The organism is Dehalococcoides sp. (assembly GCF_041654235.1).
In the GTDB taxonomy this organism is placed as follows: domain Bacteria; phylum Chloroflexota; class Dehalococcoidia; order Dehalococcoidales; family Dehalococcoidaceae; genus Dehalococcoides; species Dehalococcoides mccartyi_B.
Genome location: NZ_JBAZDW010000028.1, coordinates 1 through 17,913, shown reverse-complemented (window position 1 = coordinate 17,913; position 17,913 = coordinate 1). Strand labels below are relative to the sequence as shown.

Annotated in this window: 14 protein-coding genes and 1 pseudogene; 7 read left to right on the top strand and 8 right to left on the bottom strand. The window is 47.5% G+C overall.

Annotated elements, in window-relative coordinates; translation table 11 throughout:
* Positions 1 to 437 (top strand): annotated as a pseudogene (locus tag WC259_RS04845) (ATPase); the annotation flags it as partial.
* A gap of 88 nt (positions 438 to 525) precedes the next feature.
* Here the strand turns inward: WC259_RS04845 and WC259_RS04840 are convergent.
* A complete protein-coding gene (locus WC259_RS04840) occupies positions 526 to 1,665 on the bottom strand; it encodes a tubulin/FtsZ family protein (protein WP_372643404.1) in 1,140 nt (379 codons plus the stop codon).
* Between the two features lie 183 nt (positions 1,666 to 1,848).
* Between WC259_RS04840 and recN the strand changes: the two genes are divergently transcribed.
* From recN to WC259_RS04815, 5 genes are all read left to right on the top strand, one after another.
* Positions 1,849 to 3,615: a DNA repair protein RecN gene (recN, locus tag WC259_RS04835; RefSeq protein WP_372643401.1), complete on the top strand. Its 1,767-nt coding sequence runs from the start codon at positions 1,849 to 1,851 to the stop codon at positions 3,613 to 3,615.
* 2 nt (positions 3,616 to 3,617) lie between these two features.
* Complete coding sequence (locus WC259_RS04830; protein WP_011309488.1) at positions 3,618 to 4,481, top strand: DMT family transporter; 864 nt, start codon at positions 3,618 to 3,620, stop codon at positions 4,479 to 4,481.
* 106 nt (positions 4,482 to 4,587) lie between these two features.
* Complete coding sequence (locus tag WC259_RS04825; protein ID WP_372643398.1) at positions 4,588 to 5,160, top strand: hypothetical protein; 573 nt, start codon at positions 4,588 to 4,590, stop codon at positions 5,158 to 5,160.
* Between the two features lie 103 nt (positions 5,161 to 5,263).
* Positions 5,264 to 5,947: a response regulator transcription factor gene (locus tag WC259_RS04820; RefSeq protein ID WP_012984370.1), complete on the top strand. Its 684-nt coding sequence runs from the start codon at positions 5,264 to 5,266 to the stop codon at positions 5,945 to 5,947.
* A gap of 7 nt (positions 5,948 to 5,954) precedes the next feature.
* On the top strand, positions 5,955 to 7,376 hold the full coding sequence (locus WC259_RS04815; protein ID WP_011309491.1) for an ATP-binding protein: 1,422 nt from the start codon (positions 5,955 to 5,957) through the stop codon (positions 7,374 to 7,376).
* A 24-nt stretch (positions 7,377 to 7,400) separates the two neighbouring features.
* Here WC259_RS04815 and WC259_RS04810 read toward each other — a convergent pair whose 3' ends face one another.
* The 5 genes from WC259_RS04810 to WC259_RS04790 form a co-directional block, all read right to left on the bottom strand.
* Positions 7,401 to 8,390 (bottom strand): ABC transporter ATP-binding protein, encoded by a 990-nt coding sequence (locus WC259_RS04810; protein WP_011929197.1) that lies wholly within the window; start codon positions 8,388 to 8,390, stop codon positions 7,401 to 7,403.
* The gene (locus tag WC259_RS04805) at positions 8,363 to 9,370 is read right to left on the bottom strand and encodes an ABC transporter ATP-binding protein (RefSeq protein ID WP_015407104.1); all 1,008 of its coding nucleotides are present in this window, start codon (positions 9,368 to 9,370) and stop codon (positions 8,363 to 8,365) included. Before WC259_RS04805 ends, WC259_RS04810 begins: the two co-directional genes overlap by 28 nt.
* A gap of 1 nt (position 9,371) precedes the next feature.
* A complete protein-coding gene (locus tag WC259_RS04800) occupies positions 9,372 to 10,277 on the bottom strand; it encodes an ABC transporter permease (protein WP_041344559.1) in 906 nt (301 codons plus the stop codon).
* Between the two features lie 7 nt (positions 10,278 to 10,284).
* Positions 10,285 to 11,202 (bottom strand): ABC transporter permease, encoded by a 918-nt coding sequence (locus WC259_RS04795; protein ID WP_011309495.1) that lies wholly within the window; start codon positions 11,200 to 11,202, stop codon positions 10,285 to 10,287.
* 76 nt (positions 11,203 to 11,278) lie between these two features.
* Positions 11,279 to 12,955, bottom strand: a complete 1,677-nt coding sequence (locus tag WC259_RS04790) for a peptide ABC transporter substrate-binding protein (protein ID WP_078986934.1) — start codon at positions 12,953 to 12,955, stop codon at positions 11,279 to 11,281.
* A gap of 245 nt (positions 12,956 to 13,200) precedes the next feature.
* Between WC259_RS04790 and WC259_RS04785 the strand changes: the two genes are divergently transcribed.
* A complete protein-coding gene (locus WC259_RS04785; protein WP_372643389.1) occupies positions 13,201 to 14,607 on the top strand; it encodes an MBL fold metallo-hydrolase RNA specificity domain-containing protein in 1,407 nt (468 codons plus the stop codon).
* 368 nt (positions 14,608 to 14,975) lie between these two features.
* Here WC259_RS04785 and WC259_RS04780 read toward each other — a convergent pair whose 3' ends face one another.
* Positions 14,976 to 15,674, bottom strand: coding sequence for a response regulator transcription factor (locus WC259_RS04780; protein WP_012984375.1), 699 nt, complete (start codon positions 15,672 to 15,674; stop codon positions 14,976 to 14,978).
* Positions 15,671 to 17,913 (bottom strand): PAS domain S-box protein (locus WC259_RS04775; protein ID WP_372643385.1); only part of this gene is annotated, 2,243 nt, incomplete at its 5' end. The genes WC259_RS04775 and WC259_RS04780, both read right to left, overlap by 4 nt.

Here is a 17,913-nt window from a genome sequence, read left to right as displayed (position 1 = left end):
GTAAAGCCGCTCAGGAAGTATCTCAGACTTGGGTCGGGGTATTTAAAGAACTTATCAGCAGTGTAGATACCTCAAAACAGATTATAGCCGCTGTTACCAAACAGACCGCTGAAAAACTGGAAGCTGTGGCAAGTGAACCGCCTGTCACCCGCCCGGCAATCTCGCCCCGCCCTGCCCACCAGCCGCAGGTCGTAACGCCTGAAGCTATTAAAGCAGACTCAGCGGCAGATAAGACTCAGGAAGAGACCGAAGCAGTTTCCGAAGAAAATCCCTATTATTCCGAGCCTGAAGAAAAGAACAACAGGGTAGACTTCCCTGCCAAAGAGGTAAATGAAGTTACCCAAAACCGTCTGGAGTATCTGGCTAAAATGTATGCCGCTAATAAAGCTAGACGTCAGAATGAACCCGGTGCCAAAGAAACTGACGAGGACGAATAATAATAGACCCGTAAAATAAAGCTAAATGCCAAGAGCCGTACCACAAGGTACGGCTCTTTTTTATCAGTTATAAATAGCAACCCGCTTATTAGTCCAGCAGAGAGGGTATACTTCCGAAAGCATCTTCCATGTTGAACCCCTGTGACAAACGCTTATCCAGCGAGATAAAGCGAATGGTGCGGTCAAAATAATCCATAACTTTTTTGGGGCTGGAAATCTCAGACATAATGACAGTCACACCCATATTGTCACCCCGGGGGTAATCACCGCTGCGGATAATGGCATGTTTGGCATTGTCCCTCAAGGTAGATGACAACTCTTTAATGATATCTATGCTCATTTTATTGGGATGAGCAGACAGCAGATAAAGAGCCCGTCTGGCGTCTTCAGGGCGGCATTTCAAAGAAAGCTCGGAAATGGCGTCTTCCATAGCCTGTGCGCCTTTTTGGGTTTCGGCATGCTTGCCTCTGAAATCCAGCTTGAAAGGCAAAAATGAATTCGCGATCTTGCTGTATCCGATAACCGTCCAGCCGGATAGGGTCTGTATAATATCGCCCGCGTCCAGCACCTTTGAGCCGATATAACGGGGGGTGGTTTCCTCACCGGCAGAAAGTATGTTGTAAAAAGGCTCTACAAAACGGTAATTTATTTTACTGAAATTGTCACTTATAGAAGAGGAATCACGTACATAACGCTGGTTATCAGCCAGTATCACGGCATCAGCCACACCGTAAGCAGATTTCAGACAAGTACCTACGTTATAAATAGTCCGCTCTTCAGTGACTTCTTCATAGTTAAAGGGCAGAACAATCATATTGTAAACCGGTTTATCTACAAACCGTTCTTTTATCATCTTGGTCAGTACCGCAATAGCTCCTGAGCCGGTACCGCCGGATGCCCCTGCTACCAGCAAAAAAGCATCGGTATCCTGAAGGAGGCGGGTTTCGCGGATACTGTCTAATATTTTATCACCGTCTTCACGTGCCAGCTGGGCTCCAAGCTCATTAAGTTTACCCACACCATGCCCGGCGGTTTTACGGCTGCCGATAAGAATACGGTGTTTATAATCCGGCTTCACATGCACCAGACCGGATAGATCTGCAATATCGGTATTTATCGCCAAAACATTTGACACTATGCTGATGCCGCGCTGACGCTTGGCATTTTTACCTAACAGGGCAAACTGGTCTGCAATGCGCCCGCCGCATTGGCCACAGCCTATGACCATTAATTTCACTTTTTCACCCGCTTTTCAGCAAAATATCTAAAAACCTTTAAAAGTTTAACTGCTAAGGTAGCAATAGTCAATCAGAAGCTCCCAATTTGATATCTCACAACCTGTTTTCTTGATTTTTCGGCCTTAAAACCAGATAATGGTTTTAAATATAAAAAACGGGTTTGGCGCGGTGTTATGCTAGTTGAACTTCGGGTAAAAAATTTTGGCATTATTGAAGATATCACCTGGTCACCGGGTGAAGGCCTTAATGTCATTACCGGTGAAACCGGAGCCGGAAAATCACTGGTCATAGATGCGGTGGAAAGCCTGCTTTCCGGGCGTATCGGTGACGAACAAATCCGCCACCAGACCAACGAAGCTACTCTGGAAGGAATCTTCTATTTAAACCCCGCCAGCCGCCTTAAAATAGCCGCTCTGCTGGCAGAAAATGGGCAGGAACTGGAAGATGATACCCTTATTATCCGCCTTGAGTCCAAACTGGCTGGACGCAGTGTTCTAAGGTTAAACGGCAGTGCCATAAGCCGTTCTGTCCTAAGCCGCCTCTGCCCGTATCTTATTGATATACACGGCCAGAGCGAACACCTGTCCCTGCTGAACAAGTCTTTCCATCTGGATATGCTGGACGGTTATGCCCATACCACTACCCAGCGCACTGAATTTGCCCGTCTGGCAAATGAACTAACCAGTCTGCAAAGGCAACTGTCTGAGCAGGAAAAAATAAACCGTGAAGCTGTCCGCCAGCAGGAATTTCTGCGTTTTCAGGCAGATGAAATAGAGGCGGCTAACCTTGCCGAAGGAGAAGAGGAAAGCCTGCTTTCCAAACGGCAGGTTATGGCTTCCACCGAAAAATTAAAAACCCTGGCTCACCAATCACTGGAACATCTCTGTAGCGGGCAAAACGGTGGCGCACTGGCAGATTTAAACCAAGCCATGCAGTCTATAAGAAAAATAGCCGAAATAGACCCCGCCCTAAAAAACACGGCAGATGAAGTTGAGAATACCTACTTCATCCTTGAGGAAAGCATCCGCTTGGTGCAAAGCTATAACCGTGGGCTGGATTTTAACCCCTCGGAACTGGAAGATATTGAAAACCGTCTGGCACTTATCCACAGTCTGGAAAGGAAATACGGGCGGGATATTCCCCAGATACTGGCCTTTTTGGCTAAAACTAAAACCGAACTGGATAATATAGGTCACTTTGCCCAAAATATAGATAGACTAGGCGGTGCTATAACAGACTTAAAAAGCCGACTTGGAGATATGGCTTCTTCACTAAGTGCACTTCGCAAAGAAGCCGCCCAGAAACTGGAAAAATCCGTTCAAACCGAACTCTCAGACCTTAATATGGGTCAGGTAATATTTAAAGTAAATTTCCAGACCCAAGCGGATGAAAATGGTTTGCCGGTAGACGGACAAATACTTGGTTTCTCATCCAGCGGTACAGACCTGGTGGAGTTTTTTGTAAGCACCAATCCCGGTGAACCTCTCCGCCCTCTTAACAAAATAGCTTCTACCGGTGAAATATCACGCATTACTCTGGCGTTAAAGAGTGCTGCTTCTCGTTTGGATGATATACCGGTAATGATATTTGATGAAATTGATATAGGCGTAGGCGGACGCTCCGGAGATATGCTGGGGCGAAAACTCTGGAAGCTGTCACAGGGGCATCAGCTGATAAGCGTTTCTCACCTGCCCCAGATAGCTGCTTACGCAGACCACCACTTTTATGTTTCCAAAACCGAGTTTAACGGCAGAATAAACAGCCATATTGAACACTTAAATACTGAAGGACACCTTGCCGAACTTTCAGTAATGCTGTCAGGCAACCAAACGGGCGAGAAATCGCTGGAAAACGCCCGTGAACTCTTAAAAAAGGCATCTATATTTAAGGAGACCAGCCCCGAACAGCCCGAACTGAACATACCCCTAAGCGGTAGATAGCCATGCCAAGACATATTTTAATAGCCCTTGTCTTTACTACTTTATTCTGGGCATCCGCCTTTGCCGCCATACGGGTGGGTCTGGAAGACTACAGCCCGTCCCATATGGCACTCCTGCGTTTTTTGGTGGCTTCGGTGGCTCTGGTTATATACGCCCTGATAACCCGCATGCGCCTGCCGGACAAACGGGATTTGCCGGCCATATTTCTGCTGGGGCTGGTGGGTATAAGCCTGTATCACTCCGCCCTCAATTATGGTGAAAAAACAGTCACCGCCGGCGCTGCCAGTCTTATCATTGCGGCCGCCCCCATATTCAGCGTTTTGCTGGCCAGATTTTTCTACAAGGATAAACTCACTCCGGCCGGCTGGCTGGGCATACTTCTCAGCTTCGGGGGAATTGTTATAATCACTCTGGGCGAAGGCCAAACCCTCAGCTTTGAGCCCCATGCCTTTTTTGTGTTGCTAGCCGCTATCTGTACCAGCCTATATATAGTATTCCAAAAACCCCTGCTCAAAAAATACAGCGGATTTGAGTTTTCCACCTATGCCATATGGGCAGGAACTTTACTGCTCATGGTATTTGCACCCGGCCTTTTCAAAGAAATATCTGAAGCCCCTCCGTCATCTACCTGGGCGGTGGTTTATCTGGGCATATTCCCTACTGCCATATCCTATCTCTTGTACAGCTATGCTTTGTCCAAAGCCCGCACCTCACAGGTAATCAGCTTTCTGTATCTGAACCCGGTTTTTGCCATAGTCATAGCCTTTTTCTGGCTGGGTGAAATACCGGCCGTAATCAGCCTGCTGGGCGGCTTTTTGGCACTGCTGGGGGTCATACTGGTAAACCGTTACGGCCACAGCCGCTGATAATCTGCTTGAACCAATTTTGACATACCATTTACATACCTCCTCCATAATATCTCCACACACACCTTGTATAGTTATTGCATAACAACCTGAGGAGGTTACAGAAATGAAAAAGGGTCTAAAAGTTTTTACTATCGTGGGGGTAGTGGCTGCCCTCTCCGCCCTGTTCCTGTTTTCCACTGTCTCAGCTGCCGGTCAAACCCGCAGTTTTGCCGGGGAATGTGACGGAACAGTACTGACTTTGCTCAATATGACTCAGGCAGAAATTCAGGCTGAACGCCAGAGCGGTAAAACTCTGGCCGAAATTGCAGCCAAACAGGGTGTCACTGCTGAAGCTCTGGTAAATGCCCTTATGGAACAGCATAGAGCCGCAGTACAGGCTATGGTAACTGCCGGCCAGATTACCGGGGAGCAGGGTACTTACCGCCTGCAGATAATGGAACAGAACGTTATCCGCATGGTCAACCAGATTTCCGGTACGGGTAACGAGTCAGGTGCCGGAAATGGCGTCTGTGACGGAACCGGAATTGGCAGCGGTGCAGGCTTGGGAAACGGTGCCTGTGACGGAACCGGGCCTATCAGTGGTGCCGGTGATGGCACAGGAATTGGCGCCGGCAATAGTAGTGGCAGCGGTGTCTGCGACGGCAGCGGTGCCGGACAAAGGGGCAGCGGAAGATAATCCTGCCCAATCCTGCTAAGCGCTTATAGCTGATATCAAAGGGGCAGGTCTCAAAAGCCTGCCCCTTGCCGTTTGGCAGTTGACATTATAATATGAGAAGGACATGTCCAAGAAAATACTGATAGCTGATGATGAAAAAAGGATAGCGGAAATCCTGCAAGCCTATTTGGAACGTGAAGGCTTCAGGGTGATAGCTACTTATGACGGCAAGACAGCCCTAGCCAAATTTCACGAAGAAAACCCTGACCTGATAATACTTGACCTGATGCTGCCTGAAATATCCGGCTGGGATGTCTGCCGCGAAATCCGCAAGGAAAGCCGTGTACCTATAATAATGCTTACCGCCCGTGACGAACTCACCGACAAGCTTATAGGACTGGAAATTGGGGCGGATGATTATATGACCAAGCCCTTTGAGTCCAAGGAACTGGTAGCCCGCGTCAAAGTCCAGCTCAGACGGTCTGAATACCCCCCCAGCCCTGATTCAGCACTGGTTATTGACCAACTGGAGATAGATCAGGAACGGCGTCTGGTCAAGATTGATGGCAAAACTGTAGACCTGACCGCCACCGAATTTGATATATTGATAAGCTTGGCCGTAAGTCCGGGTCGGGTTTTTTCCCGTATGCAGATATTGGACAAGCTGGGCGAAGCTTACGAAGGATATGAACGCACCATAGACAGCCATATTAAAAATCTGCGAAAAAAAATAGAGCCTAACCTCGAATCCCCTACCTATATCCTGACCGTACACGGGGTGGGCTACAAGATGAAAGACAGAGGATAAAAATACGATGTCCCGCCTGAGTTATAAAATATTTGGCGCTCTTCTGCTTACGGTTTTACTTTCGGTAGGCCTCACTTCTTTTGCCGCCAACCAGCTGACCGCCAGCCAGTTTCGCCAGTATATTATCAGGGGAAACAACGAATTTATAACCAGCGTGGAAAGTACTCTGGGTACATATTATGCCCAGTACCAGAGCTGGAATAACGTGGATAACATACTTGTCCAGTTGCTGGGCAGTAACGGCGGGCGTCTGGTTTTAAGTAATGCCGGCGGACTGATATTAGCTGATACCGAGAACAAATGGGTAGGACACTTAACAGACGAATACAACCTATCAGACGGCAATACGGTAAGCGTTTCCGGTACGGCAGCGGGTTACTTTTACTGGCTTGGCAGTGACATCAGTGCCTCCGGCAGCGGTTATGGCAAGGGTATGCACAACGGTCAAAACAGCACCGGCAATTCCGCCGTTACCATCATTACCGAACCCCAACAGCAGCTTTTAGACGAGATGAACAGGTCTATCTGGATATCCGGTGCACTGGCTGGGCTGGCCGCACTGGGGCTGGGACTACTGCTGGCTAATCAGATTATCCGCCCCATAAATATCCTTAACCGCAGTGCCAGACAAATTGCAAGCGGAAAACTCTCCCAGCGGGTAAAAGTGAATTCCCGTGACGAACTGGGGGAACTGGCTGAAAGTTTCAATCACATGGCAAAAAACCTTGAGAACAACGAACAGTCTCGTCAGAGGCTACTGGCGGATATTGCCCATGAACTGCGTACCCCGCTTACAGTTATTGAGGGCACTGTAGACGGTATGCTGGATGGGGTATTCGCGGCGGATACCCATCACCTTACCACCATTAAAGAAGAGTCAGCCACTCTTACCCGCCTTATCAAGGACCTGCGGGATATATCTCTGGCTGAATCAGGCAAGCTAAAACTGGAAATGGCCCAGGTGGATATAGCAGATATTGTTCAGCGTCAGGCCAGGCAGGCATCAATACTAGCCAAAGACAAGTCCATTTCCCTTATAACAGATATCTCAAGCGGTTCATCTGCCATTACTGGTGACGCCATCCGCTTAAACCAGATAACCTCCAACTTGCTCAGTAACGCCCTGCGGCACACGCCTACAGGGGGGCAGATTACCCTTAGCCTGAAGAACATGCTTTATCAGGGCAAACCCGGGGTAATGGTATCAGTAGCTGACACCGGAGAAGGTATACCCCCGGCAGATTTACCCCATATCTTTGACCGTTTTTACAGGGTAACCACTTCCAGAGCCCGAAGCGAAGGCGGAAGCGGACTGGGTCTGGCTATTGTAAAAGAGATGACAGAAGCCCACGGCGGTTATGTCTGGGCAGAAAGCACACTTGGAAAAGGCAGCACCTTTAATTACTGGTTGCCTGTCAGCCGCGGCTAATCTATAGCTGTTAAACCAAACCTTTTAAGGCCAGCATTCTTTATAAAGCAAACAAGCCACGTGATGACCGGGCGAAGTCTCTCCCATTACCGGCACCACTTTAGGGCAATCTTCAAAGGCTTTGAAACAACGCGGGTGAAATACGCAGCCGGTGGGCGGATTCAAGGGGCTGGGCACTTCACCCTTCAGAATAATCACCTTACGCTCAGCCTCAACCGCCGGGTCAGGTATAGGCACGGCTGAAAGCAGTGCCTGAGTATAAGGGTGCAAAGGTTTTTCATACATACTGTCACGGTCTGCCACTTCCATCAGTTTGCCCAGATACATTACCATTACCCTGTCTGAAATATGTCTGACCACAGACAGGTCATGTGAAATAAACAAGTATGAAAGACCAAATTTATTCTTCAGGTCATCCAGCAGATTTATTATTTGGGCCTGGATAGATACATCCAAAGCCGAAAGTGGTTCATCACAGACTATAAATTCAGGCTGGAGGGCCAAAGCTCTGGCCACCCCAAGACGCTGGCGCTGACCGCCGCTGAATTCATGGGGATAACGCTCTGCCATATATGGAGACAAACCCACCAGCTTTAAAAGTTCGGCTATGCGTTTATTGTATTCTCCGCCTTTTACTTTATGTAACCTTAAAGGTTCACCAATAATGTCTGCGGCTGTAAAACGCGGGTCAAGCGATTCATACGGGTCTTGAAAAACCACCTGCAGTTTCTGGCGGTAAGGACGAAGTTCTTTGTTGCTCAAACTGGCCAGATCTTTATTTTTAAACCAGATTTCACCCGAAGTGGGACGCTGAAGCTGAAGTATGTTTTTGCCGACAGTAGTCTTGCCGCTTCCGCTTTCCCCTACTAGACCCAATGTTTCTCCTTTGTGAATAGCAAAACTTACCCCATCTACCGCTTTGACTTCGGCCAGCTTTTTGCGGCCAAAAAATCCGCCGGTAACAGGAAAATATTTTGTCAGATTGGTTACTTCAAGGATAATATCTTTTTCCATGGCAACGCCCCTTCCTGGGCAACCAGACAAGCTGTAAAATGGCCCGGATTTATTTCTACCAGCGGAAGCCGTTTGAGTTTGCATTCCGGCTTAACGTATACACAGCGCGGGGCGAACGGGCAACCCTGCGGCGGTGCAATCAGATCTGGGGGCTGGCCATCTATAGGCTGCAAACGGGTGCGTCTGGGTTCGTCCAGCCGGGGTACAGAACCAAGAAGTCCGGCCGTATACGGGTGGAGAGGGTTATGATAAACATCTATAGCAGTACCCTGTTCCATAATTTGCCCGGCATACATCACATACACCCGTTGGGCATATCTGGCTACCACACCAAGATTGTGGGTGATGATAATCAGAGCTGTATTCAAACGTAAGGTCAGGTTGCGTATCAGGTCAAGCAGTTGAGCCTGAATAGTTACGTCTACAGCAGTGGTAGGTTCATCTGCGATAACAAGCTGAGGTTCACAAGCCAAAGCCATAGCTATCATAACCCGCTGACGCATACCACCGCTGAAGTGATGGGGATAATCGTTTAGCCGCCCTTCAGCATGTGGAATACCCACTGACTTCAGGAGTTCCACCGCCTGGCGGGTAGCTTCTTTCTTGTCCAGCTTGAGATGGAATTGAAGCCCTTCGGTCAGTTGCCGCCCTATGGTCAATACCGGATTTAGCGAAGTCATAGGCTCTTGAAATATCATGGAAATACGCGAACCGCGTATTTTTTGCATCTCTTCTTTGCTCTTTTTGAGCAAGTCCATGCCGGCAAATATTACCTTGCCATCTACTATCTTGCCCGGGGGCTGAGGTATCAACTGGAGTACGGACAGAGAACTCACGGTTTTACCGCAGCCGCTCTCTCCCACCAAGGCCACAATTTCACCTTGATTAACCTCAAAGGAAACCCCGTTGACTGCCTGAACTATACCGTCCTGAGTCACAAAATGGGTTACCAGATTTTTTACTTCAAGCAATTTAGTCATTTTATCTTCTCAATCTCGGGTCAAGGGCATCTCTCAGGCCGTCTCCCAGGAAAGTGAATGAAAGCATAAGTATAGCTATGGCAATAGCCGGGAAAATAACCAGATAAGGTGCGGCATAGATAACATTATTGCCATCGGCTATCATAGTACCCCAGCTGGGAGTGGGGGGACGGACACCAATACCAATATAACTAAGAGCGGCTTCAGCAAAAATAGCTCTGGGTATGTTAAACGTTATGGCAACTATAATGGGACCAAGTGAATTTGGCAGCAAATGGCGAAGGGTTACATAGGCACCGCTTCCGCCCATGGCTCTGGCCGCAGCCACAAAATCCCGCTGTTTGACTGACAGTATCTGCCCACGTACCAAGCGGGCAATACCCACCCAAGCTACAAGCCCTATGGCCAAAAATATCATAAATATACTGCCGCCGAAAATGGCACGCAGCAGAATTATCAAAAGGATATCAGGGAATGCATACATTATGTCTACGAACCGCATCAGCAGGTTATCTACCCTGCCGCCTGCCGCGGCTGCAATAGCCCCTATGGGCAGACCAACCATAAGCACTACCAGCTGGGTAAACAAACCTACCGCCAGTGAAGTGCGGGCACCGTAAATAAGGCGGGAAAACACATCCCTACCCAGTTCGTCAGTACCCAGCAAATGTTCAGTTGAAGGCCCTACCAAAATAGCATCGTAATTCTGGGTGGCAAAATCATACTTCAGGTACAGCGGCGCAAATATAGCGGCCAGCGCCAAAAGCAGGATAATAGACCCCCCGAGAACCGCCAGTTTATTACGCCGCAACCTTACCCAGGCATCACCCCAAAGCGTATGATGCTGCCGGGAAGATGTTTCCGATTCAGTAACCTCTTTTTTTGCCCGATAAAACAGGTTAAACATATCTCACCTAATCATAACGGATACGCGGATCTATCCAGCCGTACATTATGTCTACTATCAGGTTTATAATAGCCACCGCAAAGGCATAAAAAAGAATCGTCCCCATAATAAGTCCGTAATCCCGGGCAAATACCCCCTGAACAAACAGACGTCCCACACCGGGTATGGAGAATATGTTTTCAATTATAAATGAACCGGCAATCAGAAATGCCAGTTCAGGTCCGGCCACAGTGACAACCGGGATAAGAGCATTCCGCAGGGTATGCCGGGAAAGAATAATCCGTTCACTCAAACCTTTGGCTCTGGCAGTACGTATGTAATCCTGTCTGACTACCTCCAGCATGGAGGCACGCGTAATGCGGGCGGTATAGGCTGCCGGCAGTGCCGCCAGAGAAAAGGCAGGCATGATAATCTGCCGCCAGTCTCCCCAACCACTGGTAGGCAACCAATGCAACCAGACAGAAAAAATAATAACCAGTAAAATACCTAAGACAAAGCCAGGGATACTGGCAAACACCGTTGAAAAAACTACTGCCACATAATCTATAACCGAGTTTTGCTTGAGAGCCGCCGCCATGCCTAATGGAATGCCTATAACCAGTGCCAATATAAAGGCAATTACCCCCAGAGTAGCCGTTATGGGAAGACCTGTACCGATAATCTCGGTCACACTGCGGTCCTGATACTTATAAGAAACACCCAAATCCCCATGCAGAGCATTCCAGACATAGTTTATATACTGCTCATAAAAGGGTTTATCCAAACCGTATTTTATGTTCAGATTTTCTACAATCTGGGGAGCAAGCTCTTTTTCCCGGTCCCAGGGCCCCCCCGGAACCAGATGCATGAGACTGAAGGTGATAAAGGACACCGCCAGAAGTACCAGCCCCAGCCAGAGTATTCGTCTGAGAATATACTTTCCCATAGCTACCCTTTAATATACGCAGGGCCCGACGGGTTTATGTTTGCTGCCGAGCCCTGCATATTGACTATAAGACTTACTACTTCACAATAGAGACATTGACCAATGAAGTATCACCCATTATGCCGCCATCCATACCGGTTGGTTCCAGCCCTTTAACATACGGCTGTACAACATAGAACCGTTCACGGTAGAACATGGTTACAATGGGCATATCTGCCATAACAATTTCCTGAGCCTGAGCCCACATTTGAAGGCGCAGAGTATTATCAAGTTCCATCATGGCTTGTCTGGCCAGCGTATCAAAAGCGGGATTTGAATATCCGGTATGGTTGTTGCCACCACCGGTTCCGAACAGGTCAGGTAGCCAGTTGTCCGGATCAGGATAGTCAGCACCCCAGCCAAACCAGGCCCAAGTATGCTGTTCGCTGTTCACAAAGGCACTAAAGGCTGCCGGTTCCATAGGCTCAAGGGTAAGATCAAGATTTAAATTGGTCTTTAGCTGAGCCTGCAGGAACTGGGCTATAGTTCGGTTGCTCGCTGTATCTGCATACTGGAATTTGAGTTCGGGCATGCCAACCCCATTAGGATAGCCGGCATCAGCCAAAAGCTGTTTGGCCTTGGTGACATTAAAAGCAAAATCTTTGCCCAAATCAGCATCGTAACCAGGCATGCCGGGCGGAATCCACGAATAAGCCGGAGTACCTACCCCGCCTCTAACCTGCTCCACGAAGGCTACCCGGTCAATGGCGCAGGACATAGCCTCGCGTACCAGCAGATTATCAAAGGGGGCTTTATTAACATTGAACTGGAAAGCATAAGTGGAAAGATCATTGTTCCGTACCACTTGCTTACCGTAAACCGGATCAGCCAAAGTAGCTGTTTCCGTGCCTACCGGGACTCTGGCCATATCAAGCTCACCATTCTTGTAAGCCGATAATTCCTGGGTTGCATCCAGAATCATCAGGTACTTAATCTCAGTCAGGGTGGGCTTGGTATCCCAATAATTGGTATTGAGAGTGAACGTCATGTGGTCCTGATGCACCCATTCTTTCAGGGTATACGGCCCGTTACCTATAAGGTTGCCGGCTTCAGTCCACAAATTACCCTTGGCGGTAATAACGCTTTCCTTTACCGGTGAGGTAGGCCAAAGAGCCATAATAGACAGGAAGGTGGGGCGGGTCTGAGCCAAGGTAATGCGCAGACTGGTATCGTCTACCGCTGTCACCCCCACAGCATTCCGCAGGGCAGTCTTGGTAGCTGCATCAGCACTGGCCGCAGCATTAAATGCCGCCGCACCTACAATATCAAAGTAGAAAGATGCATATTCTGCAGCTGTGTCGGGATCCAGCATTCTCTTGATGCTATACTCAAAGTCATGGGCGGTAACCTTTGAGCCATCGCTCCAGGTCACGTTTGATTTGACTTTGAAGGTATAGGTCAGACCATCTGCTGAAATACCCCCGTTAGCCACGGTGGGAATTTCCTGGGCACACGCTGCCTTTAGGGACAGGTCTGAGTTAAAGTCCAGCAGACCTACAAAGAGTAGCATGATTACAGATCTCTCCGTAGCCCAAGAAGCCTTGTTGGGATCTATGGTGTTGGGTTCACCTGCCAGATTGACACGGAATACCTGAGGAGTGGTGACAGTTCCGTCATCCCCGTCGTCATCGTTGTCGTCACTGGTACAACCGCTAAACACTATTGGCACAATGATTAACAGGGCTGCCAGCAGGTATAATAACTTCCCTTTCATACAACCTCCTTTCTGGTATTGTTTTATAAGTTTATTATACTCATGTATTATTATTTGTCTATAGACTTTTATTTGTTTGTTATCATTACATTCTTATAGTGTTATTGGTTTTTATATATTATTGTCCTGTATGATGAAATATCTCCTTATTTACTAACTTTATATATATGTCCAGATGCACACTACTATTTACCGCAAAATACTGAAAGGTTAAGGTATAATAGGAAAGCAGAGGGTGCATATATATGAGTATAAAAATACAGTTTCTGGGGGCTGCCCAAAATGTTACCGGTTCAAGATACCTGCTACAGACAGACCACACCCGTCTGCTGGTGGACTGTGGACTCTACCAAGAACGGCATCTGCAAAACCGAAACTGGCAACCCTTTGATGTACCGCCTGAAAGCCTGAATGCCGTACTTGTCAGTCATGCCCATATTGACCATTGCGGTCTGTTGCCAAAGCTGGTAAAGGACGGGTATAACGGGCCGGTTTATTTAACAGCAGCCACAGCAGAAATTGCCCGTATATCTCTGGCAGACGCAGGCAAGATTCAGGAAGAAGATGCTGCTTTTAAAAAGACCCGTCATGAACGAGAAGGCCGAAAAACCCAATATCCCGAAATACCCCTTTATACTGCAGAAGATGCACGAGCCGTATTCCCCCTGTTTAAAACGGTGGCATACAACCGGAAAATAACTATCTCCCCTGACATAACCGCCACCTTTCATAATGCCGGGCATGTTTTCGGTTCAGCTAGTATAGAACTCAAAATAACGGAAAATAATCATCAAAAAGTAATAGCCTTTTCAGGTGACTTGGGTAACTGGGACAGACCCATTCTGAAAAATCCGGACCTGATAAATCAGGCAGATTACATTGTGATAGAGTCTACTTACGGTGACCGCACCCATGAAGATATAAATGGGGCTTTGCTGAAACTGGCAGACATAATAAACCAGACTGTTAAACTGGGAGGGAATGTTGTTATTCCCAGTTTTGCTTTGGAACGCACTCAGGATTTGTTGTTTTTTCTGAACCGGCTTATATCAGAGAGCAAAATACCCCGTTTAAAAGTCTTTGTAGATAGCCCTATGGCTATCAGCATTACCAAAATATTCAAAGAACACCCTGAGCTATATGACCGTGAGACCACTGGCTGGGTAAAAAACGGCAGTTCGCCATTTGAATTTGAAGGGCTTCACTTTACCAATAAGGCAGCGGACTCCGAAGCTATTCTGGCAGAAAAAGACTCTTGCATAATAATAGCCGGCTCAGGTATGTGTACCGGAGGACGGATAAAACGCCATCTTGCAAGCAATATCAGCCGCCCCGAATCAACTATTCTGTTTGTGGGTTTCCAGGCAACCGGCACACTGGGCAGACTGATAACTGATGGAGTAAAAGAAGTTCGGATACTGGGGCAATACTATCCGGTGCATGCCCGCATAGAGGAGCTAAGGGCTTTTTCAGCTCATGCAGACCAGCCCACCCTGCTTCGCTGGTTAAAGGGTTTTAAAAACAGACCTGAGCAGGTATTTGTAACCCATGGCGAACCAAAAAGCAACCAGATGCTGATAAACGCCATCACAGACACTTTTGGCTGGGAAACAATCGCACCGGCATATCAAGATGAATGCCAACTGGATTAAAGACAAATAAAAAACCGCTTAAACAGCGGCAAATTTTGATACACAATCTTAATTACCCAAGCTTAGCAACCATCTTTAGCCTAATGCTCTTTTAGCATCTCATGATTACCAATACTAAGTATAAGGGCTACTAATATGAGCCATAAACCCAGCGCAGACATAACAAACCCCAATAAATATTTGGCAGATCCTTCCGATAACCGATTACACCTAGGGCTCAGCACACGGCAGGGGACCTGGATGAAATTTAAGCTTTAGCTGCCTCTAACTAAAGCACCCTAGTTTCCCCCGAAAGGATCCGCCCGCAGTTAATATAAACCATAACTATTCTGATAGATATACGTATGTTTACGTAATTAAGGGACGAATTATCCCGTAGTTTCCTCAGGCATATTTTTTCCAGACATTTCATACTTGTTTTCAGGGGGGATTATGCCCCTCTGCAAAGCATAACGTAACAGCTGTGTCTGGTTACGTAAATCCAATTTACGCATCATATTGGCACGGTGGACTTCGACTGTGCGGGGTGATATAAACAGCTTTTCAGCTATTTCAGCGCAGGTGTACCCTTGGGATACCAAATGCAGTACTTCCCTTTCCCGTATGGTCAAAGTCTCATACGGGTCAAGCGATGTAGCTTCAGCCGTCTTTTCCATATAGGCTTCAATGGCTTTTTCAGATAACGGCGGGCTGAGATAACGATGCCCCTGCATAGCTTCTCTAACTGCTCTTACCAGTTCCTCAGAGGTGGAGTCTTTAAGTACATAAGCCCATGCCCCTGCCCGAAGAGCTTCATGCACATAGGCCTCATTACCATACATAGACAGGATAACCACCGCCGTTTTGGGGGAACGCTTGACTACCTGATAAGTGACCTCTATGCCGCTCATACCACCCATCATCAAGTCGGTTACCAGCACATTTGGTTGCAGGTTTTGAGCTAGATTTACCGCTTCAATACCATCCGAAGCTTCACCCACCACATTAAAATCAGCTTCGGCCTCAAGCAACGCTTTCAGACCATGGCGTACAATGTGATGATCATCTGCAAGTACAATACTAATCATGGCTTGCCTCCGTTTATCCTGCCCATTTCTTCATTCAAAGGAAGTTCAACTATAATATGAGTACCCTCGCCCGGTTTGGATTCTATATCCAGTTTACCACCAAGGAATCGTACCCTTTCTTTCATACCCTTCAAGCCGCTTGACATGCCAGTAGCACGCTGGGCCGGGTTAAAACCTTTGCCGCTATCCTGAATAACTAGTGCCAGCTGGTTTTTGTCTGCCCTTGCCCTGACCAGCACATGGTCAACTCCTGCGTAACGTACCACATTAGTCAAGGCTTCCTGAATAATACGATACACAGCAGTGCCCAGCTGGGGAGAAAACTTGCGTTTAAGACCGGCATGCTGGAAATTTACATTTATACCAGTCTGGCTTGAAAAACGGTCAAAATACCAGAGCAAAGCCGGCAGGAGACCCAGATCATCCAACATGCGGGGGCGTAAATCAAGGGACATATTTCTGACACTGCTAATAAGCTCACTAACCAGAGGCTGGGCTTCGGCCAGCAACTTCTCTGACCTATCTGGAAGACTATCTTTAGCTTTATCCAGCATCAATTTCAAAACTGTGAGTGACTGTCCCACCTGGTCATGCAATTCACGGGCAATTGTGGCGCGCTCTTCTTCCTGAAGCTCAACCAGCCGCTGGGAAAGGGTGTGCAATTCGTATTCCGCAGCCTTTCGTTCACTTATATCACGCGAAGCCCCAAGTATACCCAAAAAATGATAGTTTTCATCATACAGGGGACGCATCAGTGTATCTGTTATTATAACTTTGCCATCCTGTCGCTTAACCTCCAGTTCAAGCGGGTTCACAATAAGCTCAGAACCGGTTTTACGTACCTGCTGGTAGACATCCAGCAGTTTTTCGTAAGATTCGGAGGTGAATATCATGGAAATATGTTTACCAAGTATATCCTCAGGGTAGTAGTTGAGCAGGTGGATAATTGACGGAGACAAATAACTGGTGTTCAAGTGTTCATCAATAGTCCAGATGAATGCCACCATGTTATCCGCCAGCAGGCGATACCGTCTTTCACTATCCCTAAGGGCTTCTTCGGCCAATTTACGTTCAGTAACATCCTGAACAGTGCCCAGTACCCTCAGCGGAACACCGGTATCGCTTAAGATTATTTCTGCCTGATCATGGACATAACGCAAATGTCCGTCAGGACGTATTATCCGGTGTTCTATATTTATCTTTGAGCCGGATACCATAGCTTTTTGAGCTTCAACCCGAACCATATCCCGATCTTCAGTGTGGAAAATTTCCATAATCTGTTTAAGATTGGGAATCCCGTTTGCAGGAGATAAACCCAGTATATTGTAAGTCTCATCTGACAGCAGAAGACTATGCCCTAAAAGGTCATAATCCCAGTTGCCGATATGGGCAATCCTTTCCGCCTGAGCCAGTAAACCGGCCTGATATCGTAAAATAATCTGTTCCATCTGACTTCGCTCGGTAACATCGTGGAAAAGGGTCAGTTTGGAAGTAGTGCCGTCAGGATTTTTAACAGGGGTCGCCATAAGCTCATAATCCCGCTGGTTGTAGGGAGAATGCCATTCCCAGCGAACTGTCTGCCCGCTTAAAACTTCTTTATTCTTGCAGTATTCACAGGGAATGTTGCTATGATGGAAATAGTCATAACACTTCTTGCCTTCGATAGCCCCGAACTGGGACATAAGAGGAGGATTAACATATTCTATTTCGTAGTCTGCATTTACAATATAAACCCCGTCTTCCATAGCATCTAGTATACCCAGCAGTTTATCTCTTTCCATTTTCAGGGCGGCATCGGCCTTTTTACGTTCGGTAATATCCCGGGCTACCGAAATGACCATAAGCTTCCCGCCCAGCTCAAACTGCTGAATATTAAGTTCAACCGGTATAAATGTACCATCACGGCAAAGATGCCTCTGCTCTGTAATAACCCGCCCTTCTTCCTTTAGTTTCCTGCCGACTTCAGCTGATAAACCAGTAAACGCAGGATCTTCTATCTGGCAGGGAGACATATTTAACAATTCCTGACGGCTGTATCCAAGGCGTTGGCACGCTACCTCGTTAACTTCAATAAAGTTGCTGGTTTTACCGTCTGGAGTTATGTAATGTACAAAAACCGCATCACCTGAACCATTAAATAAAAACCGATAGCGTTTTTCACTCTCCTCCAGCATTTGGCGAGTCCTGTTACTCTTGAAAGCAATGGCCGCCAGAGCGCCGAAAGAAGAAGCCACCCTGA

What these genes read in the sequence shown, in the direction of transcription:
- WC259_RS04840 (WP_372643404.1), bottom strand. Translation starts at nt 1,665, where the DNA reads ATGGTCATAGGCTGTGGCCAATGCGGCGGGCGCATTGCAGACCAGTTT.
- recN (WP_372643401.1), top strand. Translation starts at nt 1,849, where the DNA reads ATGCTAGTTGAACTTCGGGTAAAAAATTTTGGCATTATTGAAGATATC.
- WC259_RS04830 (WP_011309488.1), top strand. Translation starts at nt 3,618, where the DNA reads ATGCCAAGACATATTTTAATAGCCCTTGTCTTTACTACTTTATTCTGG.
- WC259_RS04825 (WP_372643398.1), top strand. Translation starts at nt 4,588, where the DNA reads ATGAAAAAGGGTCTAAAAGTTTTTACTATCGTGGGGGTAGTGGCTGCC.
- WC259_RS04820 (WP_012984370.1), top strand. Translation starts at nt 5,264, where the DNA reads ATGTCCAAGAAAATACTGATAGCTGATGATGAAAAAAGGATAGCGGAA.
- WC259_RS04815 (WP_011309491.1), top strand. Translation starts at nt 5,955, where the DNA reads ATGTCCCGCCTGAGTTATAAAATATTTGGCGCTCTTCTGCTTACGGTT.
- WC259_RS04810 (WP_011929197.1), bottom strand. Translation starts at nt 8,390, where the DNA reads ATGGAAAAAGATATTATCCTTGAAGTAACCAATCTGACAAAATATTTT.
- WC259_RS04805 (WP_015407104.1), bottom strand. Translation starts at nt 9,370, where the DNA reads ATGACTAAATTGCTTGAAGTAAAAAATCTGGTAACCCATTTTGTGACT.
- WC259_RS04800 (WP_041344559.1), bottom strand. Translation starts at nt 10,277, where the DNA reads ATGTTTAACCTGTTTTATCGGGCAAAAAAAGAGGTTACTGAATCGGAA.
- WC259_RS04795 (WP_011309495.1), bottom strand. Translation starts at nt 11,202, where the DNA reads ATGGGAAAGTATATTCTCAGACGAATACTCTGGCTGGGGCTGGTACTT.
- WC259_RS04790 (WP_078986934.1), bottom strand. Translation starts at nt 12,955, where the DNA reads ATGAAAGGGAAGTTATTATACCTGCTGGCAGCCCTGTTAATCATTGTG.
- WC259_RS04785 (WP_372643389.1), top strand. Translation starts at nt 13,201, where the DNA reads ATGAGTATAAAAATACAGTTTCTGGGGGCTGCCCAAAATGTTACCGGT.
- WC259_RS04780 (WP_012984375.1), bottom strand. Translation starts at nt 15,674, where the DNA reads ATGATTAGTATTGTACTTGCAGATGATCATCACATTGTACGCCATGGT.